The organism is Elusimicrobiota bacterium (assembly GCA_016706425.1).
Lineage (GTDB): Bacteria > Elusimicrobiota > Elusimicrobia > FEN-1173 > FEN-1173 > JADJJR01.
Window position 1 is genome coordinate 1,879,864 of record JADJJR010000001.1, and the last position, 23,358, is coordinate 1,903,221.

At 62.6% G+C, this 23,358-nt stretch carries 19 protein-coding genes; 8 read left to right on the top strand and 11 right to left on the bottom strand.

The window, feature by feature from the left end:
* Positions 1 to 31: 31 nt before the first annotated feature.
* From acnA to IPI56_07790, 7 genes are all read left to right on the top strand, one after another.
* Positions 32 to 2,725: an aconitate hydratase AcnA gene (acnA, locus tag IPI56_07760; protein MBK7545619.1), complete on the top strand. Its 2,694-nt coding sequence runs from the start codon at positions 32 to 34 to the stop codon at positions 2,723 to 2,725.
* The gene (locus tag IPI56_07765; protein MBK7545620.1) at positions 2,722 to 4,323 is read left to right on the top strand and encodes an acyl--CoA ligase; all 1,602 of its coding nucleotides are present in this window, start codon (positions 2,722 to 2,724) and stop codon (positions 4,321 to 4,323) included. The genes acnA and IPI56_07765 overlap by 4 nt, the downstream gene beginning before the upstream one ends.
* Entirely contained in the window at positions 4,320 to 5,675 is a 1,356-nt protein-coding gene (locus IPI56_07770) for an MFS transporter (protein MBK7545621.1), read from the top strand. Before IPI56_07765 ends, IPI56_07770 begins: the two co-directional genes overlap by 4 nt.
* Before the next feature lie 77 nt (positions 5,676 to 5,752).
* Positions 5,753 to 7,381 carry a DUF1302 domain-containing protein gene (locus IPI56_07775; protein MBK7545622.1) on the top strand — a complete coding sequence of 543 codons (1,629 nt, stop codon included), beginning with the start codon at positions 5,753 to 5,755 and terminating at the stop codon, positions 7,379 to 7,381.
* A 23-nt stretch (positions 7,382 to 7,404) separates the two neighbouring features.
* Entirely contained in the window at positions 7,405 to 8,739 is a 1,335-nt protein-coding gene (locus IPI56_07780; GenBank protein ID MBK7545623.1) for a DUF1329 domain-containing protein, read from the top strand.
* Positions 8,740 to 8,744: 5 nt separating this feature from the next.
* Positions 8,745 to 9,758 carry a hypothetical protein gene (locus tag IPI56_07785; protein MBK7545624.1) on the top strand — a complete coding sequence of 338 codons (1,014 nt, stop codon included), beginning with the start codon at positions 8,745 to 8,747 and terminating at the stop codon, positions 9,756 to 9,758.
* Positions 9,755 to 12,097, top strand: coding sequence for an MMPL family transporter (locus IPI56_07790; GenBank protein MBK7545625.1), 2,343 nt, complete (start codon positions 9,755 to 9,757; stop codon positions 12,095 to 12,097). The genes IPI56_07785 and IPI56_07790 overlap by 4 nt, the downstream gene beginning before the upstream one ends.
* Positions 12,098 to 12,101: 4 nt before the next feature.
* On the opposite strand, the gene IPI56_07795 is transcribed toward IPI56_07790, so the two are convergent.
* On the bottom strand, positions 12,102 to 12,563 hold the full coding sequence (locus tag IPI56_07795) for an 8-oxo-dGTP diphosphatase (protein MBK7545626.1): 462 nt from the start codon (positions 12,561 to 12,563) through the stop codon (positions 12,102 to 12,104).
* A gap of 61 nt (positions 12,564 to 12,624) precedes the next feature.
* Between IPI56_07795 and IPI56_07800 the strand changes: the two genes are divergently transcribed.
* Positions 12,625 to 13,260, top strand: a complete 636-nt coding sequence (locus IPI56_07800) for a urate hydroxylase PuuD (GenBank protein MBK7545627.1) — start codon at positions 12,625 to 12,627, stop codon at positions 13,258 to 13,260.
* 68 nt (positions 13,261 to 13,328) lie between these two features.
* Here IPI56_07800 and xseB read toward each other — a convergent pair whose 3' ends face one another.
* The 10 genes from xseB to clpB form a co-directional block, all read right to left on the bottom strand.
* Positions 13,329 to 13,541, bottom strand: a complete 213-nt coding sequence (xseB, locus tag IPI56_07805) for an exodeoxyribonuclease VII small subunit (GenBank protein ID MBK7545628.1) — start codon at positions 13,539 to 13,541, stop codon at positions 13,329 to 13,331.
* Positions 13,538 to 14,917: an exodeoxyribonuclease VII large subunit gene (gene xseA / locus IPI56_07810; protein ID MBK7545629.1), complete on the bottom strand. Its 1,380-nt coding sequence runs from the start codon at positions 14,915 to 14,917 to the stop codon at positions 13,538 to 13,540. The genes xseB and xseA overlap by 4 nt, the downstream gene beginning before the upstream one ends.
* A complete protein-coding gene (locus IPI56_07815; protein MBK7545630.1) occupies positions 14,893 to 15,678 on the bottom strand; it encodes a hypothetical protein in 786 nt (261 codons plus the stop codon). Before IPI56_07815 ends, xseA begins: the two co-directional genes overlap by 25 nt.
* Positions 15,675 to 18,104, bottom strand: a complete 2,430-nt coding sequence (locus tag IPI56_07820; GenBank protein ID MBK7545631.1) for a HEAT repeat domain-containing protein — start codon at positions 18,102 to 18,104, stop codon at positions 15,675 to 15,677. Before IPI56_07820 ends, IPI56_07815 begins: the two co-directional genes overlap by 4 nt.
* Positions 18,101 to 18,829 (bottom strand): hypothetical protein, encoded by a 729-nt coding sequence (locus IPI56_07825; protein ID MBK7545632.1) that lies wholly within the window; start codon positions 18,827 to 18,829, stop codon positions 18,101 to 18,103. The genes IPI56_07820 and IPI56_07825 overlap by 4 nt, the downstream gene beginning before the upstream one ends.
* A gap of 150 nt (positions 18,830 to 18,979) precedes the next feature.
* Positions 18,980 to 19,411 carry a GFA family protein gene (locus IPI56_07830; GenBank protein ID MBK7545633.1) on the bottom strand — a complete coding sequence of 144 codons (432 nt, stop codon included), beginning with the start codon at positions 19,409 to 19,411 and terminating at the stop codon, positions 18,980 to 18,982.
* A gap of 60 nt (positions 19,412 to 19,471) precedes the next feature.
* Positions 19,472 to 19,915, bottom strand: a complete 444-nt coding sequence (locus tag IPI56_07835) for a hypothetical protein (protein MBK7545634.1) — start codon at positions 19,913 to 19,915, stop codon at positions 19,472 to 19,474.
* Between the two features lie 20 nt (positions 19,916 to 19,935).
* Positions 19,936 to 20,352 (bottom strand): peptide chain release factor-like protein, encoded by a 417-nt coding sequence (locus IPI56_07840; protein MBK7545635.1) that lies wholly within the window; start codon positions 20,350 to 20,352, stop codon positions 19,936 to 19,938.
* 173 nt (positions 20,353 to 20,525) lie between these two features.
* Positions 20,526 to 20,630: a hypothetical protein gene (locus IPI56_07845; GenBank protein ID MBK7545636.1), complete on the bottom strand. Its 105-nt coding sequence runs from the start codon at positions 20,628 to 20,630 to the stop codon at positions 20,526 to 20,528.
* Between the two features lie 92 nt (positions 20,631 to 20,722).
* Complete coding sequence (clpB, locus tag IPI56_07850; protein ID MBK7545637.1) at positions 20,723 to 23,314, bottom strand: ATP-dependent chaperone ClpB; 2,592 nt, start codon at positions 23,312 to 23,314, stop codon at positions 20,723 to 20,725.
* Between the last annotated feature and the right edge of the window lie 44 nt (positions 23,315 to 23,358).

Here is a 23,358-nt window from a genome sequence, read left to right on the forward strand (position 1 = left end):
CCATCTATACTTCAAAAACCGTGAGGTTTCCATGACTTCGTCCCTCAACAGCTTCAACGCCCGCCGTCCTTTGGAAGCGGGCCTCCATTTTTTCTCGTTGGCCGATCTGGGCCGGACCCTTCAACGGGACCTGTCGCGCCTGCCGTTTTCCATCCGCGTTCTCCTGGAAAACCTTCTCCGCCTGGAAGACGGTCGCCTGGTCACCGCCGACGACGTCCGGGCCCTCGCGGCCTGGACGCCGGACCGGTTGCCCGAAAAAGAGATCCCGTTCATCCCCGCGCGCGTCCTGTTGCAGGATTTCACGGGCGTGCCCGTGGTTGTGGACATGGCCGCCCTCCGCGACGCGGCCCGCGCCTTCGGCCGGGACCCCAAGCGCATCAACCCGCTTTTCCCCGTTGATCTCGTGATCGACCATTCGGTCCAGGTCGACGCTTTCGGATCCACCGACGCCTTCGCGAAAAACGCCGCTCTGGAATACGAGCGCAACCAAGAGCGGTACGCCTTCCTCAAATGGGGGCAAAAGGCGTTGCGGAATTTCCGGGCGGTTCCGCCGGAAATGGGCATCGTCCACCAAGTCAACCTCGAGCATCTGGCCGACGTGGTGCGGGTGGACCGATCGGGGGATGTGCCGTTGGCTCTCTTCGACAGCGTGATCGGAACCGATTCCCACACCACCATGATCAACGGCCTGGGGGTGCTGGGCTGGGGCGTGGGCGGCATCGAAGCCGAAGCCGCCATGCTGGGCCAACCCTCGTCCATGCTCATCCCCGAGGTGTTGGGCGTGCGCCTCACCGGCCGCTGGCCCGAGGGGGTGACCGCGACCGACGCCGTGCTCACCTTGACCCATTTGCTCCGGAAGAAAAACGTGGTCGGCAAATTCGTGGAGTTTTTCGGCGAGGGACTCGACCGTCTCTCCCTGCCCGACCGCGCCACCATCGCGAACATGGCCCCCGAGTACGGGGCCACCATGGGGTTTTTCCCGATCGACAAGGAGACCCTGGCCTACCTGCGACTCACCGGACGCTCCGACGAGCTCGTCCGCCGCGTGGAAACCTACGCGAAAGCCCAGGGCGTTTTCCGGGGAGAGGCCCCCGAGCCCCGTTACAGCGACCTCTTGGAAGTTGATCTCTCCGGCATTGTCCCGACCATCGCCGGGCCCAAGCGTCCCCAGGATCGCGTGGCCCTTTCGGACGCCAAGGCGTCGTTCTTGAAATCCTTGACAGCGCCCGTTCAAGAGCGCGGTTTTGAAATCCCGGCCGACACCGTGACGCGGAAAGCGGCCGTGCCCGGCGACGGCTTCATCGGCCACGGGGCCGTCGTGTTGGCCGCCATCACCAGTTGCACCAACACCTCGAACCCGAGCGTCCTCGTGGCCGCCGGGCTCCTCGCCAAAAAAGCGGTGGAAAAAGGCCTCGCCGTGGCCCCCACCGTCAAAACCAGCCTGGCGCCCGGGTCCCGCGTCGTCACCGATTATTTGAACGCCGCGGGCCTGACCCCTTACCTGGAAAAACTCAACTTCCATCTGGTGGGATACGGTTGCACCACCTGCATCGGCAACAGCGGGCCCCTCCCCGACCCGGTCGTCAAGGCCATCAAGGAAGGGTCGCTGGTCGCCGCCGCCGTTCTCTCCGGAAACCGCAATTTTGAAGGCCGCGTGAACCCCCACGTGAAAGCCAACTACCTCGCGTCCCCGCCCCTCGTCGTGGCCTACGCGCTGGCGGGCCGGATGGACATCGACCTCACCAGCGAACCGCTCGGGACCGACCGACGGGGAAATCCCGTTTACTTGAAGGAGATATGGCCTTCGGAAGAGGAAATCCACGAAACGGTCCGAACCGTCGTTCGACCCGATATGTTCCGCGCCCGCTACGCCACGGTCAATCAAGGCGACGCGGCGTGGAACGCCCTCCCGGTGGCGGCCGGCGATCTGTACGCCTGGGACGAGCGATCGACCTACATTAAAAAACCGCCTTATTTTGACGGCATGTCCCGCACTCCCCCGGGCTTGGCCGAGATCCGCAACGCCCGGGCGTTGGCGGTGTTCGGGGACTCCATCACCACCGACCACATTTCCCCGGCGGGGTCCATCGCCGAGGACTCCCCGGCCGGGCGCCACCTGATCGCGCTCGGGGTCCCGAAAAAGGAATTCAATTCCTACGGCGCCCGGCGGGGCAACCACGAGATCATGGCCCGCGGCACCTTCGCCAACATCCGACTTACAAATTTGATGGTGCCGGGCGTCGAAGGGGGCGTCACCGTCCACCTTCCCTCCAACGAGCGCTTGGCCATCTTCGACGCGGCGGCCCGCTACGAAAAGGACAAGGTCCCCTTGATCGTCATCGCCGGCAAAGAGTACGGGTCGGGCTCCTCCCGCGATTGGGCCGCCAAGGGCCCCCGTCTCTTGGGGGTGCGGGCGGTCATTGCCGAGAGTTACGAACGGATCCACCGGTCCAACCTGGTCGGCATGGGCCTTTTGCCGCTGCAGTTCCTCCCCGGAGAAACCCGGGACACCCTGGGCCTGACCGGACGGGAGACTTTCGACATCGAAGGCCTGACCGCCGGATTGACACCAAAAAAGAAAATCACCGTGAACATCCGACGGGAGGACGGGACCGTCCGCTCCTTCGACACCATCGCCCGGGCCGACACCCCGGTGGAAATCGACTACCTCGCCCACGGCGGCGTGCTGCCGGCCGTGCTGCGACAGATCATCGCCCGCGAATGAACCCCCGGGAATGGCTGTGGCAAAAGAGCGTTCTTTTCCTTTTGCGACGCTACCCGTTGCCCCGCGACATCATCCGGCGGGCCTTCCGGTCCTTTGGCCCCCGCACCGCCCTCGTCTCGTCCCGCGGCGTCCTGACGTTCGACGAATTGGCCGACCGGGTTCGCCGGTGGTGTGGTCTATTGGCCGAATGGGGGGTGGGGCCCTCCAGCCGGGTGTTCGTTCAACTGAAAGACGACGGGGAGTTCATCGAAATTGATTTGGCCTTGTATTTGACGGGAGCCGTGGTTACGTTTTTTCACGAAGCCACCCCGCCCGCGTTCGTGGCCGGCGCGGCGCGGGTGTTTCATCCGGTGCTGTTCCTGCACGACCCGGCCACCGGGTCCGCCGCGGCGGAAGCCTTGGCCGCCGTCGATTCCGCGGCGCGGCGCGTGCCGGTGGACGCCGCCTTGCGAGCGCGGGTGGACGCCGCCCCCGCGCTCGACCCCACCCCCGCTCTTCGGCCCGAGGACATCTGCGGTATGGGGTTCACCTCCGGGACAAGCGGGCTCCCCAAATGCCTCCCCGTGGCCCAGGGGTCGCCCGTCCGAAGCCTCCGGCTTCTCATCCCCCATTTAAAAATTTCGGCGGCCCGCCCCGGCACGTTGCTTTCGGGCATTCCCCTGATCGGCGCCGGCAGCGGGCTCATCTTTCCCTGGCTGACGACCGGCGGCTGCTTGGCCCTCTGCCCACAGCACGACATCGACAGCGTGGTCGCGACCATTCGCCAAACCAAAGCCACCCGGTTGTTTTTGACCCCCAGCCAACTCATCGACCTGCTCGACCTCCCCCCCGAGCGGTTGGACTTTATGGTCCGGGTGGTTCAAATCATTTACGGCACGGCGCCCATGCCCGCCGCCAAACTGGAGGAAGCCGTGCGTCGGTTCGGGCCCCTCTTTCAACAGGGCTACGGAATGGCCGAGGTGCTCCCGCCGGTGACGTTTCTCCCGATGGAGGACCACGCCCGCGGCGGCCGGCCGGCGCCCCGGTCGGTTTTGTCATCGGTGGGCCGCGTGGTCAAAGGGGTCGAGGTCAAAATTAAAGACGAAAACGGCCGGCCCTTGCCCGTGGGGGACACCGGACTGGTGTGGGTGAAAAGCCCGACCCTGTTCACGGGGTATTGGGACAGGGAGGACTTGAACGCGCGGGTCTTGGTGGACGGATTTTTGCGCACCGGCGATTACGGTTTCTTCGACGACGAGGGCTATCTCCACATTTTGGATCGGGAGCAGGACGTGATCGACCGCCACGGCCAGAAACTCTTCCCCCGCGTGGTCGAGGAAACCGCCCACGATCACCCGGCCGTCAAAGAGGCCGCGTTCGTGTTGAACAAAAACACCGGGCGATTGACGCTCGTGCTGTCGCTCCGACGGGGTTTTCGGGAACAACCCCGCGCCCCCCTGGCGCGCGATATTCTGGAGTTTGTCCGCTCCCGCGTCGCCGCGTGGCAGAGGCCCGAGGACGCGCGCGTGCTCGATGAATTGCCCCGGAGCTTCCTTGCCAAAATGCTGCGCCGCGACGTCCGGGAATTCGTCGAAAAGAACCCCGACATCGGCCCGTGACACCCCCGAAACCCGTTTCCCGGTGGTCCATGGGGGTGGTCGCACTCGCCAACATGGGGGCGGTGGGGCTCATCGGGGCCATGAACATCCACCTGCTCTTCTTTTACACCGATGTCCTCGGCATAGCGCCCTACATCATGAACACCGCCCTCATGATCAGCCAACTTTGGGACATCGTGAACGACCCCCTCGCCGGCCATTTAACCGACATCACACGCTCCCGGTGGGGGCGCCGCCGAATTTATCTGTTGATCGGCGCCTTGCCCTTGGGGGTGACCTGCGCGCTCCTGTGGTGGGCCCCGGCCGGACTCGCGGAATGGAAATTGTTCGCCTGGATTCTTTTCGCCTATCTTCTCTTCGACACGTTTTTTACACTGACGATGGTGGCCCTCAACAGCTTGGTGGCGGCGCTCTCCACGGATTACGACGAACGGTCCACCCTGGCGGCCTGGGCCTCGGTGGGGGCGCTGATCGGTTATTTTTTGGGCGCGGCGGGTGTGCCCGCCGTCGCCCATTGGTGGGGCAACGCCCGCACGGGTTTCGCCGGGGCCGGTGTGGCCTTGGGGGTCCTCGCCACGGTGGGGATGTTGGCCGCGGGGGTTCTCCTGCGCGAGCCCCCCGTCGTCGTCCCCCGCGAAAAAATGAGCCTCAAAACCCTGCTCCTCCCGCTACGAAACAAACCGTTTCGCTCGGTTCTGGCCGGGACCTCGGTCGCGCGGTTGGCTTTTACGTTCATGACCGCCGGTATGCCTTATTTCGTCGTGCATTGGATGAAAGACCCCGGAGGCGTTCCAAAAGCCATGGGATTCGTCATGGCCATGGTCGGACTCTTTATCCCCTTTTGGCGCTGGGTGATCGGCCGCTGGGACAAGGGACGGGCCTACGCCGCGGGACTTTCGGTGACCGGGCTGGCCATGGCCAGTCTCTGGTTGACACCGCGGGGCGGTGGGGCGGCCGCCTGGATCTCGTTGAGCGTGGTCGGCATGGGGCTCGCCGCCCACTGGGTCGCGCCCACCGCGCTGCTGCCCGACGCCATCGACTGGGACGAACACCATTCGGGCCAGCGGCGGGACGGAATCCATTTCGGACTCTTTGGCCTTATCGACAAAATCGCGCGGACCCTGGGGGTTTTGCTGTTGGGTTGGGGGCTCGCGGCGGTCGGCTACCGGGGCGGGACCCCTTCGGAGGCCGCCTTGACGGGATTTCGCGCGCTTTTTGGTCCGGGCATGGGCCTTCTCCTCCTCATCGCGGCCGGCTTCATGGCGCGTTACCCTCTCGACCGCCTCGCGCACCAGCGCCTGCGGGACGCCATGAGGACACGTCAATCCGGTTTTCCCCCAATTGAGCCTTGACAAGCCGATCTTCCCCCCCTATCCTTTTCGAGACTCTGAATCGTTTGTTGTTCAACCGCGTGGAGGACAGACAACTTATGAAAACAATCGAAACAAGGATCGGTTCCCTTGGTCGAGTCAGCGCGTGGGCCCTGGTCGTGGCGATATCCGCCGCCGCCCCCGCCCGCGCCATCGAACTCAGCCGGGGCGACGTGGAGTTGAACATCGATTCCACCCTTTCGTTCGGCACCATTTGGCGCACCGCCGAACAGGACCAAAACCTCATCGCCAACAACCCCACCGGGAACGAGGGCGATAAGAACTACAAACGCGGGCCGGTCGCCAGCACGGTCAAGGGCACCCACGAAATCGCCCTCGGCTACAAAAGTGTCGGCGCCTTCGTCCGATTCTCCGAGTACCACGACTTTTTAAACGCCGATCGCAAAAAATCGGCCACCAACCTCACCCCGGAGGTGCGCGACGAAATCGGCAAAGACATCGAACTCTTTGACGCCTACGCCCACGGCACCTTCAATATAGGGGAACGGGCCCTTTCCATGAAGTTGGGCAACCAAGTGGTCAACTGGGGCGAAGCCCTCTTTTTCCAAGGCGGCATCGCCTCCGCCAACGGGTTCGACCTGCGGAACCTCCGGCAACCCGGTTCCGAAATCAAGGAAGCCATGCTTCCCACGCCGATGGCGTGGTTGTCGCTGGGCCTGCTGAAGGGCATGAACGTCGAAGGGTTTTACAACACCCAGTTCAAGAAAACCCAGCTGGAAGCCTCGGGCACCTTCTTTAGCACCAACGACACCCTCGGCGACCCGAGCGTGGAAGGGATCACCACCTCGGTGGGAACCGCCACCCGGGGGGCGGACGTCCTGGCCAAGGACGGCGGCGAATACGGCGTGTCTTTAAAATACATGCTGCCTTTCTTGACCGGCACGGAATTGGGCTTCTATTACACCAACACCCACAACCGGACCCCGATCTTGAGCGTTCGGGGCAACGCCGCCACTGACTTGGGCTTCCCTGTATTTATTCCCGGAGCGATTCGTTATTACGCGGAATATCCGGAGAATGTCAAATTGGCCGGCGTCGGGTTGAACACCGACGTCATGGGATTAGGCCTACAATTCGAGTACGCCCACCGCTACAACAATCCAACTCAATTGGCGGGATCGTCTGTGTTTACTAACGCCATCAGGCCAACTCTTCCTATTTGGGCCGGTGGCGCCTTAAGCGACACCAACGTCCACGGCTACACGGACCTCAAAACCGGTCAGTTTGACCTGCAACTGGTGAAGGACTTCGCCTCCGCCAATCCGTTCTTCGCCGACAACGCCCAATTCCTGGTGGAAGCCGCGCTGTCGCGTCTCTGGAGCGAACCCGGCGCGGGGCTGGCCGCCTTGGAATCCAACGCCAGCGGGTTGGCGCCGACCAAAACGGCCTGGGGCTACCAGGCCCGCCTGCAAATCAGCTATTACAGCCTGCTGGGGCCCGTCGGGGTCACCCCGACGATCAGCTTCGCCCACGACGTGGACGGCGTTTCCCCCGCGGGTGGGAACTTCCTGGAAGGCCGCAAATCCCTCGGGGGCACGTTGACGTTCAACTATCTGAACTCCGTGGCCCTGGACGTGGGGTACACAGCCAATTTCGGCGCGAGTTCGCTCAACAACACCGACGCGGACCGGGACTTCTCCAACGTCACGCTGAAGTACTACTTCTAAGGGAAGGACAAGAGGAGACCGCCATGAAAAAAATGATTTCAACCCTGCTGGCCGCGCTGATGACGGCGACGCTTTACGTCCCCGCCGGCGCCGCGGTGAGCGCGCAAGAAGCCGAAAAACTGGGAACGGAGTTGACCCCCCTGGGGGCCGACCCCAAGCCGAACGCGGACGGCATGATCCCCGCGTGGACGGGCGGCCTGCCCAAAAAAGCGGTTCAGGGAAACCGCTACGAGGATCCCTACGCCGAGGATCGGCCGCTCTTCACGATCACCGCGGCCACGGTCGAGAAACACAAAGACCGCCTGACCCCCGGGCAACAAGAACTGTTTAAAAAGTACCCGGGCTACAAAATGCATGTCTACCCGACCCGCCGTTCGGCCGGCGCTCCCGACCATGTTTACGCCGCGGCCAAACAAAACGCGCTCAAAGCCATGTTGGCCGAGGCCGGCAACGGCGTCATCCATGCGGCCTTCACCGCGCCCTTCCCCATCCCCAAAAGCGGGGTCGAAGTGCTCTGGAACCACTCCCTGCACTATCGCGGGGAAAACGTGGTGCGGCAAACCGACGAAACCCCGGTGACGGCCGGAGGAAACTTCTCGGTGGTCAAAATCATCGAGAGTTTCTATCTGACCTTCTCCAAAGGGAAGCGCACGCCGTCGAGCCAAAACATCGCGTTCTACTTCATGCAGAACTTTTTGTCCCCGGCCCGCTACGCCGGTCTGATCACCATGGTCCATGAACCCATCAACCAAGTCGCCGAACCGCGCCGCGCGTGGCTTTACACGCAAGGTCTGCGGCGCGTCCGCAAGGCGCCCTTCATCGCCTACGACTCGCCCTCGCCCTCCGCGGACGGCCTGCGCACCATGGACCAGTACGACATGTGGAACGGGGCGCCGGACCGTTACGAGTGGGAGTTGTTGGGCAAGAAAGAGATCTTCGTCCCCTACAACGCCTACAAGTTGTATGCCAAGCTGGGTGACCACAAAGACATTATTCACGCCCAACACCCGAACCCGGACTTCCTGCGCTACGAGCTTCACCGCGTGTGGGTGGTGGATGGCAAACTGAGGAAAGACAAAGACAACATCTTCGGCCGCCGCACCTTCTACATCGACGAAGACTCCTGGCACCTCCTCGTGGCGGACCAGTACGACAAACGCGGGTCGCTCTGGCGGGTCAGTGAATGTCACCCGATCGTCTTTTACGATCGGCAATTGGTGTGGGCGGCCGCGGAGGTGATGATGGATCTGCCCTCCCGCCGCTACCTGTTTGAGGGCCACCCCACTTACGACTTCAACGCGGACCTGAACGAAGACATGTATTCCCCCGCCGGTTTGCGGACCGTCGGCGTTCGGTAAATTCCTTGAACACGAAGCGCCGCCTCCTCCGCGCATCCGAGGGGGCGGCGCTTTTCTTTTTGGCGGCTCTCCTTCGCGCCACGACGCCCCCGGTCGCGGCCCCCCTTGAACCGGCCGTGTTCCTGGCCGCGGACAAGGCGGGCGAACGGGTGGTGGTCGTGGGCGAACGCGGGATGATCCGTTTGTCGGATGACCGGGGGACCAGTTGGAAGTCAGCCCCCGTTCCGGTGAACGTGACGCTCACCGCCGTCCGGTTCGCCGATCCCCTCACGGGGTGGGCGACGGGGCATGAAGGGGTCATTCTAAAAACCAACGACGGCGGCGCCTCTTGGAAATTGGTGCGGGGTTCTCCCAATGACGAATCTCCCGCGCCCGACGACCCGGCGGATCAGTCGTTCTTCGCCGAACGGGCCCCCTTGTTCGATCTGCTCGCCTTGGACCCCCAGCGGATCTGGGCGGTGGGGGCCTACGGGACCGCCCTCCGCTCCTTGGATGGGGGCGAAACATGGACCCCCGTGACCATCGGGAAAAACAGCGACCTGCATCTTTTCGCCTTGGTCCGCGACGCCGGGGGCGCGCTCTGGGCCGCGGGGGAGGCCGGCGTTCTGTACGTCTCCCGCGATGGGGGCCGCTCCTGGTCGCTATCGCCCAAAATGTCCCCCGGGAGTTTTTTCGGAGGCACCGCGCTGGACAATGGGGGTGTCCTTCTGTTCGGCCTCCGGGGACGCGTGTTTGTCAGGCAACCGGTCGACGGCGCGTGGAAAAAACTGCCGGGACTGACCCAACGGTCCCTCCACGGGGCAGTGCGGGTGGGTAAAGACACGACACTTGTGGGAGGCGCGGGAGGCACCTTGATTTTTCTGAATTCACGCACCGGGGCCGCCGACGTCCGCCGACTGCCGGTCACGCGGGACATCCATTGCCTGTTGCCCTTGGACGCGGACACCGTTTTGATCTTTTCGGACGGCGAGACCCGGTCCTATCCCCTCCAACAACTTCGCGAGGGAGCCCAACCATGACGTCCCCCACCACGTTCAGCCATCGGTTGGGAGCCTTCCTGTTTTCCCATCGCCCAAAAGTGATCGGGGGGTTCCTCGCGGCCACCGCGGTCATGGTGTTTTTCGCCTCCCGGCTCGAGCTTGACGCGGCTTTCACCAAGATGATCCCCACCCGCCACCCCTACATCGAAACCTTCCTCAAACACGCACCGGACTTCGGCGGCGGCAACCGTGTGGTGGTCGCGGTGATCAACAACCAGGGGGACATTTTCAACCCCGACTTTTTCGATACCCTCAAAAACATCACCGAAGAATTGATGTCCATCCGGGGCATCGACCCCAGCCGGGTCAAATCCATCTTTTCCCCCGGGGTGCGCTACGTCGAGATCGTGGACGACGGGTTTGAGGGAAGCACCGTGATCCCGCCGGAGTTCGAGCCGACCCCCGACCAATTTCAAATCGTTCAAGAGAACATCATCAAATCCGGGCAATTGGGCCTCTTGGTGTCGAAAGATTTCCGCGCGGCCCTGGTCACGGCCGAAGTCACGGCGCAGGACCCGGACACCGGCGGTAAACTCGACACCTACGCCGTGGCCCGGGATTTGGAGGAGCGGGTTCGCGTTCCCTTTGAAAAAAACGGACTCACTGTCCACATCCTGGGCTTTCCCAAACTGATCGGAGAGATCAAGGACAAGGGCAAAATGGGGGTGGCGTTTTTCTTGCTGACCATCCTTCTCACGACGGCGGTCGTGTACGCCTACACCCGGTCGAGGTCGTTGACCTTTACGGCGCTCGGCTGCGCGCTCTTGTCGTTAAGTTGGTTGTTGGGCTCCATGAAAATGGTGGGGTTCGGCCTGGACCCGATGTCGGTGGTGATTGTGTTCCTGGTCTTTGCGATCGCGGTCAGCCACGCCATCCAGAAAATTAATTCCTTCCGCTTGGAATGGGCCCAAAACCAAGACGCCCGCGTGGCCTCCCAGGCCAGTTTTGAGAAACTCTTCGCCCCCGGCATGATCGCCCTCGCGACCGATAACATCGGTTTTTCGACCATTTTATTTATCCCCATCCCCGTGGTGAGGGAAATCGCTTTAAGCGCCAACCTGGGAGCCGTGTCCATCGCCTTGATCAACTTGTTTCTTCTCCCGGTTTTGCTGTCTTATCTTCCCGCCCGATGGAGCGCCGTCGTTCGCCAAGCCAACCCCCACCACAGTCACAGTCCCCTGTGGAATTTTTGGGATTCTTTTTCCACGCCGCGCGGGGCGCGCGTCACCCTTTGGCTCACCCTCGTGACCTTGGCCGTGGCCCTTTGGATCGGCAAAGGGGTCCCGATCGGGGACACCCACCCGGGCGCGCCGGAATTGCGCCCCACCGCGCGCTACAACCGGGACGTGGCGGCCATCCGGCGCCATTTCGCGGTGGGGGGCGATTTGCTGGTCGTCTACGCCGAGAGTGACGCCGACACCTGCATCGACTACCGACTTTTCAGCCACGTGGACGCGTTCACCGCACACATGGACCTCCAACCGGATGTGCTCACCGCCGTCAGTCTTTCCAAATGGGCGCGCCGTGCCTTCGCCGTCTACAACGAAGGCAACCCCAAATGGTACGCCCTCCCCCGGGACACCGAAAATCTCCGCACGGCCACGGGCGACGCCAACTCCGACACCGGCCTGTCCAATTTCAATGGCACGGTGTTGCCCGTGTATGTCTTCGTCAAGGATCACACCGCCTCGGCCATTCGTCGGGTGGTGGCGGCGGTGGAAGACTTCCTCGCCGCCCACCCCCGGGAAGACATCCGGTTGCGCCTTGGCGGCGGCAACATCGGGGTCGAAGCGGCGACCAACGACGTGCTACGAAAATCCCAGGCGCCCATGCTGGGGTGGTTCTACGGCATGACGTTGATCGTCATTTTCATTTTCTACCGATCGTGGCAATCCATGGTCTGCATCGTGGTGCCCCTCACCCTGGTCTCGATTTGCTCCTACGCGCTGATGGCGCTGACGGGCATCGGCCTCAAGGTCGCCACGCTCCCCATCGTGTCGGTCGGGGCCGGCGTCGGAATGGATTACGCCGTTTACATGTACGGCACCATGCGCCAATTTTTACTGGAGGGGATGGACGTGGACGCCGCCTATTGCAAAGCCCTGCGCTCCACGGGAAAAGCCGTCTTTTTCACGGCCGGCACGCTCTCGCTGGGAACCGGAGTTTGGGTTTTGTCGGGCCTGCAGCTTCAGGCCGATATGGGGATATTGTTCGCGTTCACCTTCGTGGCCAACATGCTGGCCGCCCTCGTGCTGTTGCCGGCCCTGGCCCACGTGCTTTTCAAAGGGCGGAACTTCGCGGGCCGCGCCAACATTTGATCCCTTAATAAAAGGAAACCCGGTGGGACGCCAGGCGGCCCTTCCGATAAGAGAACGTTCCCAGGAACGTTCTCTTCTTTTTTAGCCACTTTAAGAAAATCCGGTCCCCTTCCCAGAGGGGCAAGCGGGGGACCGCCGCGTTCGGAATCCACCGCAACACCCCTTCGGCGGACTCCCGCGGGCGGCCCGTGAAGCGGTTCGCCGTGAACACCCACACGTACCAATCGTCCTCGCCGTCAAAACCGGGGAAGGTCAAGAAGCCGTGAAAACGGGGCTTTGTAATCCGCAGGCCGCTCTCCTCGCGCACCTCGCGGATCACGCATTCCTCCGGGGACTCCCCCGGTAACAATTTCCCCCCCAGCCCGTTCCACTTGCCCCGATGGATGTCGTTGGGTTTTTTTATACGGTGGAGCATCAAAGTTTTGCCGCCGCGTTGAAGGTAACAGAGGGTGGCCAATTTGATCACGTTGCGAAAAACCTCCGGAATTGTTAAATTATTACAAGTTTATAATATATCGGGAGGCCCCATGGCACTGTCTGATTTCTTCAGCAATTTTCACCTGTTCGCGCGCTGGTTCCACGTCTTCGCGGGGATTTTTTGGATGGGCTGCCTTTATTTCTTCAACTTCATCAATCTCCAATTGCAACCCGCCCTGGACGACGCGACGAAAAAAGCGGTCAATCCCCAATTGATTCCCCGCGTGTTGTGGTGGTTCCGCTGGGGCGCCATGGTCACGTTCATCACCGGCTGGATCCTCTTCGCGATGGTGTACATGTACACCCCCGGCGTCGGCGGCGGCCCCACCAACCTTTTCCAGGACGCGGAAGGCCTCACCGGCCGCGCGGCGTGGATCCTGTTGGGCGTTCTGCTCGGCTCGATCATGTGGTTCAACGTGTGGTTCGTGATCTGGCCCTCGCAGAAACGCATTTTCGGCCTCGGCGTGGCGAAAGCCGCCCCGGAAGAATTGCCCGCCCTGCGCGCCCGGGCGGCGCTGTTCTCCAAGATCAACACGTACCTCTCCGGCCCCATGCTGTTCGGCATGTTGGCGGCGACGCACTACAGTGCGATGAATCCCGTCACGCTCGCCGTCTTCGCGGGCATCGGCCTGGCGTTCGTCTGGAGCGCGTACAAAATCTCGTCCAAAGTCGGCAAGATCGGCTGACGCCGGTTTCCAAAACAAACGGCCCGGAAGGCGACTGCCTTCCGGGCCGTTTTTTTCTTTCGGGAAATCTACTCCTCGGCGGGCTTTTCCAGTTTTTCCATCACCCGCTTGACCTGCAACTCCGTCTCCCGGAGCCGCTTTTGGCAAAAATCGATCAATTCGGCGGCGCGCTTCACCTTTTCCGACAAATCGTCGACATCGATGTCGCCCTGGTCGAGGCCCTCCAGGATTTTCTGCACTTCGGCGTAAGCCTGGGCGTAGGTTTCGGATTTTTTGCTCATGGTTTCTCCTTCTTGGTCGCCAACACGTTGGCGGTCACCAGCCCGTCCACGAGACGGGCCTCGATGAACTCCCCCGTTTTGATGTCCGCCAACCGCTTCGCGAGTTTTCCCCCCGCGTAAATCAAGCTGTACCCCCGGGCCAGAAGCCGGCGGGGGTCTCGCCATTCGCACTCTTTGCGGAGGGAGGTCAACTTTTCCACCCGGGATTTAAAAAAGCCCCGCTGGGCGGAATCCAGCCGCCCGGGAACCGCGGCCCACCGCTCCCGGGCCAGGCTCACCGCACGGCGGGCGCCGGATTTCAAACGTTCCTGGGCCCGCGCCAGGGCCTCCCGGGTGCCCGCGACGGACCGCGCGGTGCCCTCGCGCCAATCCCGCGCGGCGTCGTTGAGCGCCGTGCGTTCGGTCGTCAAGCGCGCGCGGGCGGCCTCGCCCAGTTGCCGCCCCGCCTCAAGGACCCCGGACTCATAGGCCCGCACGCGCTCCACCAGGAATTGCGCGACCGCCGTGGGGGTTTTGCGGGAGGTGTGGGCCACGAGGTCCGCCACCGACGAATCGATTTCGTGGCCGATGCCCGTCAGGACGGGTTTTTCGCAGGACGTCACCGCCCGGGCGATCTTTTCTTTGTCGAACCAAATCAGATCGGATCGCGATCCCCCACCGCGAATCAACACGACGGCGTCGATCGCGGGATCGGCGGCCAACGCCTCGATGGCGCGGGGGACGTCCTGCTCGGTTTCCACCCCCTGCATGCGCGCGTCGATGAACCGCAACGCGAACGCGTAGCCCGACGACCGCAGTTCCTCGACGAAATCGTGGTAGGCGGCGCTTCCATCGGAGGTGACCAGCCCGAGCGTCAAGGGCACGAGGGGCAGTTCGGTGGAACGGTTCCGGTCGAAGAGCCCCTGGGCTTTCAATTTTTCAATCAACTCCCGCCGGGCCCGTTCCATGTCGCCCAGGGTGAAGTGGGGGTCCACATCGAGCACTTTCAATTGCAGGCCCGCCCGGGGCCAATAGAAATCGACCTGGCAGAGGAACTTCACTTGAAGTCCGTCCTGCAGCCGCAGGTCGGCCGACGCGGCCTTGAGCTTGGCGCGGATGGCGTTGTGGGCGTCGCCCCAGACCAACGCTTTGATGCCCGCCTTCACCGAATCCGCGCCCGATTCTTTTTCGATCAACTCAAAATAGATCTGCCCCCACCGCCGTTGGCCGGCTTTTATAAGGTCCCGGTCATACCCTTGAATTTCGCCCACCATCCAAAAGGCGTCGGCGAACCGTTCCTGCAGGGCCGCGCCGATGGCTTGATTGACTTGGCTGACGGTCAGGGCCCGTTCGGCGCCCGGCGGCGTTTCGGTCAATTCGCGAGCGCGAGGAGCCACCGGCATTCCTTGTCCACATCGTCCAAATCGTCATACCCCGCGCTGTTCAGGGGCTTCCCCTCCAGCAACACCCGGGTGCCGCGTCCCAACTGGGCCTGGGGGGCCGCTTCGTGGAGGACCCGCGCCAAGGCGCGAATGTTTTCCGGTCCGCCCGCGCGTTTTTCCCCGCCCAAATCGGAAAAATCAAAATGGTCCGGCGAGACACGCCGGCGCCCTTCCGCCGTAAAAACATCCAAAAAGACAATCCATTCCGTGGACGTCTCGGTCCGCCGCACTTCCTTGGACCCGCCCATCCCGACGGGGATTCCCGTCGTCAACATAACCCCCAGACCCGCCAGGCGGCGGCCGCCGGAGGCTTTTTCCACGACGGTTTTCGTGACCAAGGTGTCCCGGCGCAAACTCGCGAAGGTCAAAAGGCGCAGGGCGGCCGCCGGAACGGGGGCCGAATCCGTCGGGGGGGACCCCGCCCTCCAAACAAGGGACGCCCCCGCCCGCGTGAGCCCTTGGACGGGCACGGGGTCGTGCAAGGGGGGAACACGGTCTTCCGAAACAATCCCGGCGGGCAATCCCGCGGCCCGGGCTTCGGCCGCCGCGCCGTGGGCTTCGGCCTCGGACAGATTTTCCGCGAGGAAGCCCCAACTGTGGCGCGCCAACCGTTGGGCGTCGAACAAGGGAATGCCTTTACGCGCCGCGAACCACTTCGCGAGGACGGCCGGCTCCGCGCCCCGAGGGTCGCCCAACAACACGCTCCATCGCGTCATTTGTCTTCGACGTTTTTCTTCAGTTTGGCGACGGCCTCTTCCGCCGTGCGGATCAGCCGTCCGTCCCGATGGCCCTGGGTCAATCGTTCGAGGGCGGAAATGCACCGTTCGTCGCCGATGAGGGTCAGGGCCCGCACCGCGGCCAATTGAACCAACAGATAGTCGTCGTCGACCAATTCCTGCAAGTGTTTGCGCACGTCCTCCCGGCCGACCCCCACCTGGCCCAGGCAGCGGATGGCCGCCATGCGCCGCGTGTGCGGCACGCCGTAGGCGGTGTGCCTTTTCAGGACCGCCACGACATCGTCGGGACGGAGGGCGGTCAAGGCTTCCAGGGCGCCCGAACGGATCACGTCGTTCCACGAATCCCGCCGCAGGGCCCTGTCCAAAACAGTCCGCACCTCGGGGTCGCCCTGCTTGGCGAGCGACCGCAAGGTTTGCGTGTGGGCGAAATAGCTCTTTTCCGCCTCGACGGACTCCATGAGCGCGGCGCGCACGTCCAGGGTTTTCACTTCCCCCAGGGCGGCGATGATGCCCCGGCGGGCCTTGGGGTGTTCAACGCCCCGATGGGCGCGCAACAAGGTTTCCACCGCGGCGGGCGTGCGGATTTGCCCCAAGGCCTGGGCGATTTCGCTTTGCGCGTGCCAAAACTTTTCCTTCGGAAGCGCCGCCGCGAGGGCCGCCGTGGCGACCGGACCGCCCAGCCGGCCCAGGGCCCGGGCGGCCTCGGCGCGCCCGAGGATCGTCGGGTCCACCGTCAATTGCTGAACCCACATGCTTTCGTTTTTGGGGAAATCCACCTTCTTCAGGATCCAATGGTCCGGATCGAACAACGCCAGGGACGGCTCGCCGTCCAGCTTGAAGCGGAAAAGGTGGGACCGTTTTTCGACGGTTTCGGTGAAGCGCTTTTCCCCCTTGGCGGTGCGGAAGGCAAACGTCACGGGCAGGGCGAAGAGCCCCGTTTCGTTGTTCGTCGCCTGGGCCTGGATGACCCGCACCACGGCTTCTTTCGAACGGGGGTCCCACCAATACCGCACTTTGTATTCCGGATGGCCCGCCCCGTAAATCCATTGATCAAAGAACCGCGACAGGTTTTTGCCCGTGGCTTTTTCAATGGCGTCCAGCAATTGACGCGTTTCCACCACCCGGCCGCGGTTGTCGCTCACGTAAATGTTCATGGATTTCCAAAAAGCGTCCTCGCCCAACACATGCCGCAACATGTGCAACACCCGCGACCCCTTTTCGTACAGGTGCCGGTCGAAGAGGTCCGACGGATGTTTAAACACCTTGGTGCAAATGGGCCGCCGGTAGTGGTCGCGGTCCTCCTCGAAATAGATCTCGCCGTTGTTGTGCAACTCCACGGCGAATTCGTCGGGGCCTTTGTCGAACTCCGTGAAAAGCGCCTCGAAGTAGGTGGCGAAACTTTCGTTGAGCCACGCGTGGGACCAGTCCCGGCAGGTCAGCAGGTCGCCGAACCACTGGTGAGCCAATTCGTGGGCCACGAGCGGATCGGAGGAAAAATCCAAATGGGCGCGCTCGTCGTGGAGCGTCAGCGCCGTTTGCGTCGTGGCGCTGGTGTTCTCCATGCCGCCGAAAATGAAGTCCAAGGCCGCCACCTGGGCGTACTTGGGGTACGCGTAGGGCACGCCGATTTTGCGCGAGTAGAACTCCATCATTTTGGGCGTATTCCCGAAGGCGCGGCGGGCGTCGTCTTCGCGGCCTTTGGGCACGTAATAAAGCACCGGCTTGCCTCGCCAGGTCTCCTTGATTTCAGAAAACTCGCCCACGGCCAGGGTGACCAGATACGTCGCGTGGGGGATCTCCTGCTTCCAATGGAAGAGCGTCTCCCGCCCAGCGGCCGCCTTGCGCACGAGCCGCCCGTTGGAAATCGCCGTGAACCCCCGAGGCACACGCACGATCATTTCGGTCGTGGTGCGGTCGTGGGGCGCGTCGTGGCAGGGGAACCAATAGCGGGCGAACTCGTCCTCGCCCTGGGTCCAGACCTGGCGGGGCTTGTCCGGGTACCCCCGGTCCGGTCCGATGAAATGCAGGCCCAGGGGCGGTCGGACGACTTTGTACTCGATGGACACGACGGCCCGCTGGCCGGCCCGCGCGGCGCGCGGGAAACGAACGGTCAGTTTCTTTTTGTCGTAATCAAATTTCGCGGGGCGACCGTCCACGCGGATTTTCCCCAACCGGAACCCCACCGCGTCGAACGCCATTTGGTCCGCCCCGTCCGCGATGGCGCGGAGGGTCGTTTCGCAGGTCCCCGTCAGGGACTTGGCGCGGAAATCCAGCCGCAGGTCCAGGCGGATGTGCTCGGTGTCGAAAGCGCGGTCCGGCGCGTAATGGTTTTCGGCCCCTTTGAGCGTGAAGCGGCCATCGAACGCCGTGGCGGCGTGCCGGCAAATCATTCGTTCTTCCCTCATCGTTTCTCTCCTCGGCCCGGCGCGACGGGCGGTTCCGCGGGCGCGTCCTTGAAATTTGTCAGAAACACGTTGAAGGCCAACGCCGTGATCTGCACAACCTCCATCCGCTTGCCCGCGGCGGAAAAGCGGCTCCAGCGGGTGGGCAATTCGAATTGGTTTTGAAACATCTGCTCGTCTTCAAACAACCACGCGCCGCCGTCGGCGGTCCGCAACCCCCGCAACCGGTGCGTGTCCGTGTCCAAAAAAACCGTCCAAGCCCCTTCGCCCGCCGGCGATTTGACCTCGAGCCGGCGGCAGAGCCGCCCCTGAAAGTGCCCCAAACCCAAGTAGGGGGCCTCGGGCACCCCCCGGGCCAAATGGTCCGGGGCCAGCAAAAAGAAAAATCGTTCCCGAGCGCGGGACGCTTCCGTTGGCTCCGCCGCGGGGAAGGCCAGGCCGGGCCCCGTCCAGGATTGGTCCAAGACGCCCATGCGTTCCCGCACGGACCACTCGCCGCCCGGCAGGCGTTGCGCCTCAATAGCGAAGGGCTGGGAGACCACGCCGACGGTGGAAGCGAAAATCAGGTTGGCCTGGGCCACGGCGGTTTCCAAGCGGTCAAAACGCGCGCGCGTCCCCGCCGCGTCCCGCATCCGCTCGATGTCGGAAAGGTTCTTGGCGGGTTTGGCGAAAAGGGCGGAAGCCGACAGAGCGGTTCCCATCAGCATGAAAAGGGGCCAACGTCTCATAAATTGCGGCAATTATAGCGGATATGGAATCGTTGCTTAAAATTGATTTTCCGCCGTGTCCCATCCCGGCCCTTGGGGAGGGGCCCAATGCTTTATCAGCGATCTCCGAAGGGCAAACTCAAGATCGCCCCGGCCCGTCGTCCCTGACGGCTACTCTTTCTTCGGGTCCGGCGGGTAGGCGGCGTGCTGGGGGAGGCCGTCGGTGATTCGGTCCCAGGGCTGGGCCTGGGACACGAACAGGTGCATCTCGTTTTTAAAGACGGAGGGGTCGTCCAGGCTCGAGGCGGTGATCCCGATAAAGGGCCAGTGGGCGCCCCGCTGGCCGCCCGTGAGACGCGACCCGCAGGCCCCGCAAAAGCTCCGGGTGTTGGTGCCGCCCCGGGCGCTGGGAACGGCGTGGTACGTCGGCGCGCCCTTCACAAACGTGAACGCTTTGATCGGCACGAGAAGCCCCGCCACGAAGGGCCCGCCCGTGGCCCGCTGGCAGTCCCGGCAGTGGCATTGGAACATGCGGAGGGGCGCGGCGCCGCAACGGTAACGGATCGCTCCGCAGGCGCACCCCCCTTCGAAAGGAATAATCATTTTTCCATCCAGCCGCCAAAGCGGGGTTTAATCGAAGTGGGGTTTGTTGGGAACATAGACTTAATATCTCTTTTCGACCGAGGCCACGGGGAAGAGGCCCGAATAGGCGATGCCGGTGGTGTAGCCGCCGCCCACTTTGAGAAAGAGCCGCTCGCGAAGCCGCCATTGGTAGGCGGCCGAGCCGTAGGCGATGGACCCGAGCCCCACCCCGACGGTAACCACGGGGCCCGAACGGTCGTGTTTGGCGTAGAACGCCAACCCCGCCGCGGCGAAGGACGGCACGCCGAAGGTGTAATAGGGGTAAACGCCCTCCCGCCAACGGTGCTCGACGGTATAGCCCAGGACATCCACACCGGCGGGGTGAAGGAAGCCGCCGTGGAAAGACGGGATGCGGCCCGGCGACGCGGACTCCCCCGCCCCAAGAGGCCGGGAGAGGGTCGTCCCAAGGATCAAAAGAACGGCGACGGTCCGCAATCGGAAAAGGGGACGCGGGGCGCGAAGCATGGGGCGGAATGCAGGGAACACTATTGCCCCCAATCCGGTGGCCTTCGGTTTTCTTTGATTTGCGATTGATGGCGTTTGTCTTGGAGTATCTTGTTCTTGGCCCGGCGGCTGCGGCGGCGCTTTTGGCGGCGGATCTTCTCGATGGCCTGCTGTTTGGCGCTCTGGGCGCCCAACAGTTTTTCTTCCATTTTCTCTGCCAGCCGATGGCGAGCCAGATAGCGGTTTAAGGCCTGGGAACGCTCTTCCTGGCACCGCACGATCGTGCCCGAAGGACGGTGCAATAGCACCACGCAGGTGGACACCTTGTTCACGTTCTGTCCCCCGTGCCCGCCGGAGCGCACGAACTGCTCCTCCAAATCCCGCTCAAAGACCCCCAACCCCGTGAGACGGGCTTCGAGGGCTTTCCATTTGCTGGGACTAACGGGAAAATCGGGCATGGCCTTCAAAGTATACCGAAGATGAAGAAATTAATCGCTTCATGCGGTGAGGCGATTGAGACTGGGATTCGCTTCAAAGTCAAAGGAAGGGAATAAGGTCAAAGAATACGGCGGGAATGAAATATCGGTATCCTGTCCCCGGATTTTCGATATTCCGAAATGAGAGGCGTCCCCTATTCGCTTGTCAATGGTTGGGTGTATCGGCATTTGGGAAAAAAAGCACAGCCATAAGATGTTTTGCCGACGTCGGTCCCCGTTTTTGCTGCGCGATTAAGCAAGTGACCACCACAAATGAACAAGAGACTTTTCTTCGGAGGCTTACGTTAAAATTCAGCGGCGGACCGCCGTGGTAATTCCGGGGACAGGATACCTATTTTCCCTTTTTGGTCGAGACAGGCGCCTTTTTAAAGAACAAACTTCCCCCCGCGAGGGCGTCCATTTCGATGCCGTCGCCTTCCTGGAAGTCCCCCGCCAACAGTTTTTTGGCCAAGGGGTCCACAATCTCCTTTTGAATGGCGCGTTTCAGCGGACGGGCGCCGTAGTCGGGGTCGTAACCTTCTTTGACCAGCGCGGCCTTGGCCGCGTCGGTGAGGCACAGGGTGAGCTTTCGCTCGGCCAGGCGTTTTTCCAGGCCCTTGAGCTGAATGTCGATGATCTTGGCGATCTCTTTTTCGGACAGGCGGTGGAAGATGAGCGTCTCGTCCACCCGGTTCAAAAACTCCGGACGGAAGTGGGCCTTCAGCACCAACATCACCTGCTGACGCACGTCTTTTTCAGACTTGGCCTCCAGCAGGAACTGACTGCCGATGTTGCTGGTCATGATGATGACGGTGTTTTTGAAGTCCACTGTGCGGCCCTGGCCGTCCGTGAGGCGGCCGTCGTCCAGGATTTGGAGCAAAACGTTGAAAACGTCGGCGTGGGCCTTTTCCACCTCGTCCAACAGCAAGACGGCGTAGGGCCGGCGGCGGACAGCCTCGGTGAGTTGGCCGCCTTCTTCAAACCCAACATAGCCTGGAGGGGCTCCGATGAGGCGCGACACGGCGTGCTTTTCCATGTACTCGGACATGTCGATGCGGACCATGGCGCGCTCGTCGTCGAAAAGGAACTCGGCCAGGGCCCGGGCCAGCTCGGTTTTTCCCACGCCGGTGGGCCCGAGGAACAGGAACGAACCCAGGGGGCGGTTGGGGTCCCCCAGGCCGGAACGGGAGCGGCGGATGGCGTCGGCGACGGCCTGGACGGCCTCGTTCTGCCCGACGACGCGATTGTGCAGTTCGTCCTCAAGTTTTAAAAGTTTCGCCATTTCGCCCTGGAGCATCTTAGTGACGGGAATGCCCGTCCACTTGGACACCACCTGGGCGACGTCTTCCTCGTCCACCTCTTCTTTGAGCATCTTGGTGTCTTTTTGCACGCCCGCCAGGCGGTCCTGGGCCTCTTTCATTTCCTTTTCCAGGGCGGGGCGGCGGCCGAAACGGAGCTCCGAGGCCTTGCCCAGGTCCCCGGCGCGTTCGGCCTTTTGCTCTTCGAGCTTCAAGGATTCAAGTTTCCCTTTGATGTCCCGAATGCGGCCAACGGCGACCTTCTCCACTTCCCACTGCTTTTTCATGCCGTCGGAGTTTTTCTTGAGCTCCGCCATGTCCTTTTCCAATTTGTCCAGGCGCTCTTTGCTGGGGGCGTCGGACTCCTTTTGAAGGGCACGCTTTTCGATTTCGAGCTGGCGCAGTTTGCGTTCCACCTCGTCGAGCTCGACGGGCATGGAATCGATTTCCATGCGCAGGCGGCTGGAGGCTTCGTCCACCAAGTCAATGGCCTTGTCCGGCAAAAAGCGGTCGGCGATGTAGCGGTGCGACAGGGTGGCGGCGGCCACCAGGGCGCTGTCTTTGATGCGCACGCCGTGGTGGACTTCGTATTTTTCTTTAAGCCCGCGCAGGATGGCGATGGATTGTTCCACCGTGGGCTCGCCCACGGTGATGGGCTGAAAGCGGCGTTCCAGGGCGGCGTCTTTTTCAATGTGCTTTTTGTATTCGTCCAGGGTGGTGGCGCCCACGCAGCGCAGTTCGCCCCGGGCCAGCATGGGCTTGAGGAGATTGGCGGCGTCCATGGCGCCCTCGGTGGCGCCCGCGCCCACGATGGTGTGGAGTTCGTCGATGAAAAGGATGACGTTTCCCCCGGCGTCTTTGATTTCCTTCAAAACGGCCTTGAGGCGGTCTTCGAATTCGCCGCGGTATTTGGCCCCGGCGATGAGGGCGCCCATGTCGAGGGAGATGACCTTCTTTTCTTTAAGCCCTTCGGGCACGTCGCCTGAGACCACGCGCTGGGCCAGTCCTTCGGCGATGGCGGTTTTGCCCACGCCGGGCTCGCCGATCAAAACGGGGTTGTTTTTTGTGCGGCGGGAGAGCACCTGCACCACGCGGCGGATTTCCTCGTCGCGGCCGATGACGGGGTCCAGCTTGCCCTGGCGGGCGGCTTCGGTCAGGTCGCGGCCGTACTTTTCGAGAGCCTGGTATTTGGCCTCAGGGTTTTCGTCGGTCACCCGGTGGGAGCCGCGGAGGGTGGACATGGACTGCAGGGCCTGGTCGCGGGTGAGGCCCAGGGTTTTGGCGAAATCGTCGTCCACGCCCAGCAGGGCCAGAAGGAAATGCTCGGGCGAGACGAAATCGTCGCGGAGATCCTTGGCTTCTTTTTCCGCCTGGACCACCGCGTCGCGAAAGAGGGGCGTGGCGGACAGTTGGGTGTTGCCCTTGACCACGGGAAGCCGATTGAGGCGGCTTTCAATGTGCGAACGGGCTTTGGAAAGCGGGACCCCGGCCTTTTGCAAAATTTCGGGGACAATGTGTCCCTCCACCGACAAAAGGGCCATGGCCAAATGGGCGACGTCCACCTGTTGGTGGCTGCGGCGCAAGGCGAGGCTTTGAGTTTCCTGCAGGACTTCCTGGCTTTTGAGGGTGTATTTATCCGACACGATGGCCTCCTTTAAAAGGACAACGTGTCTTCAGCTTAGCATAACTA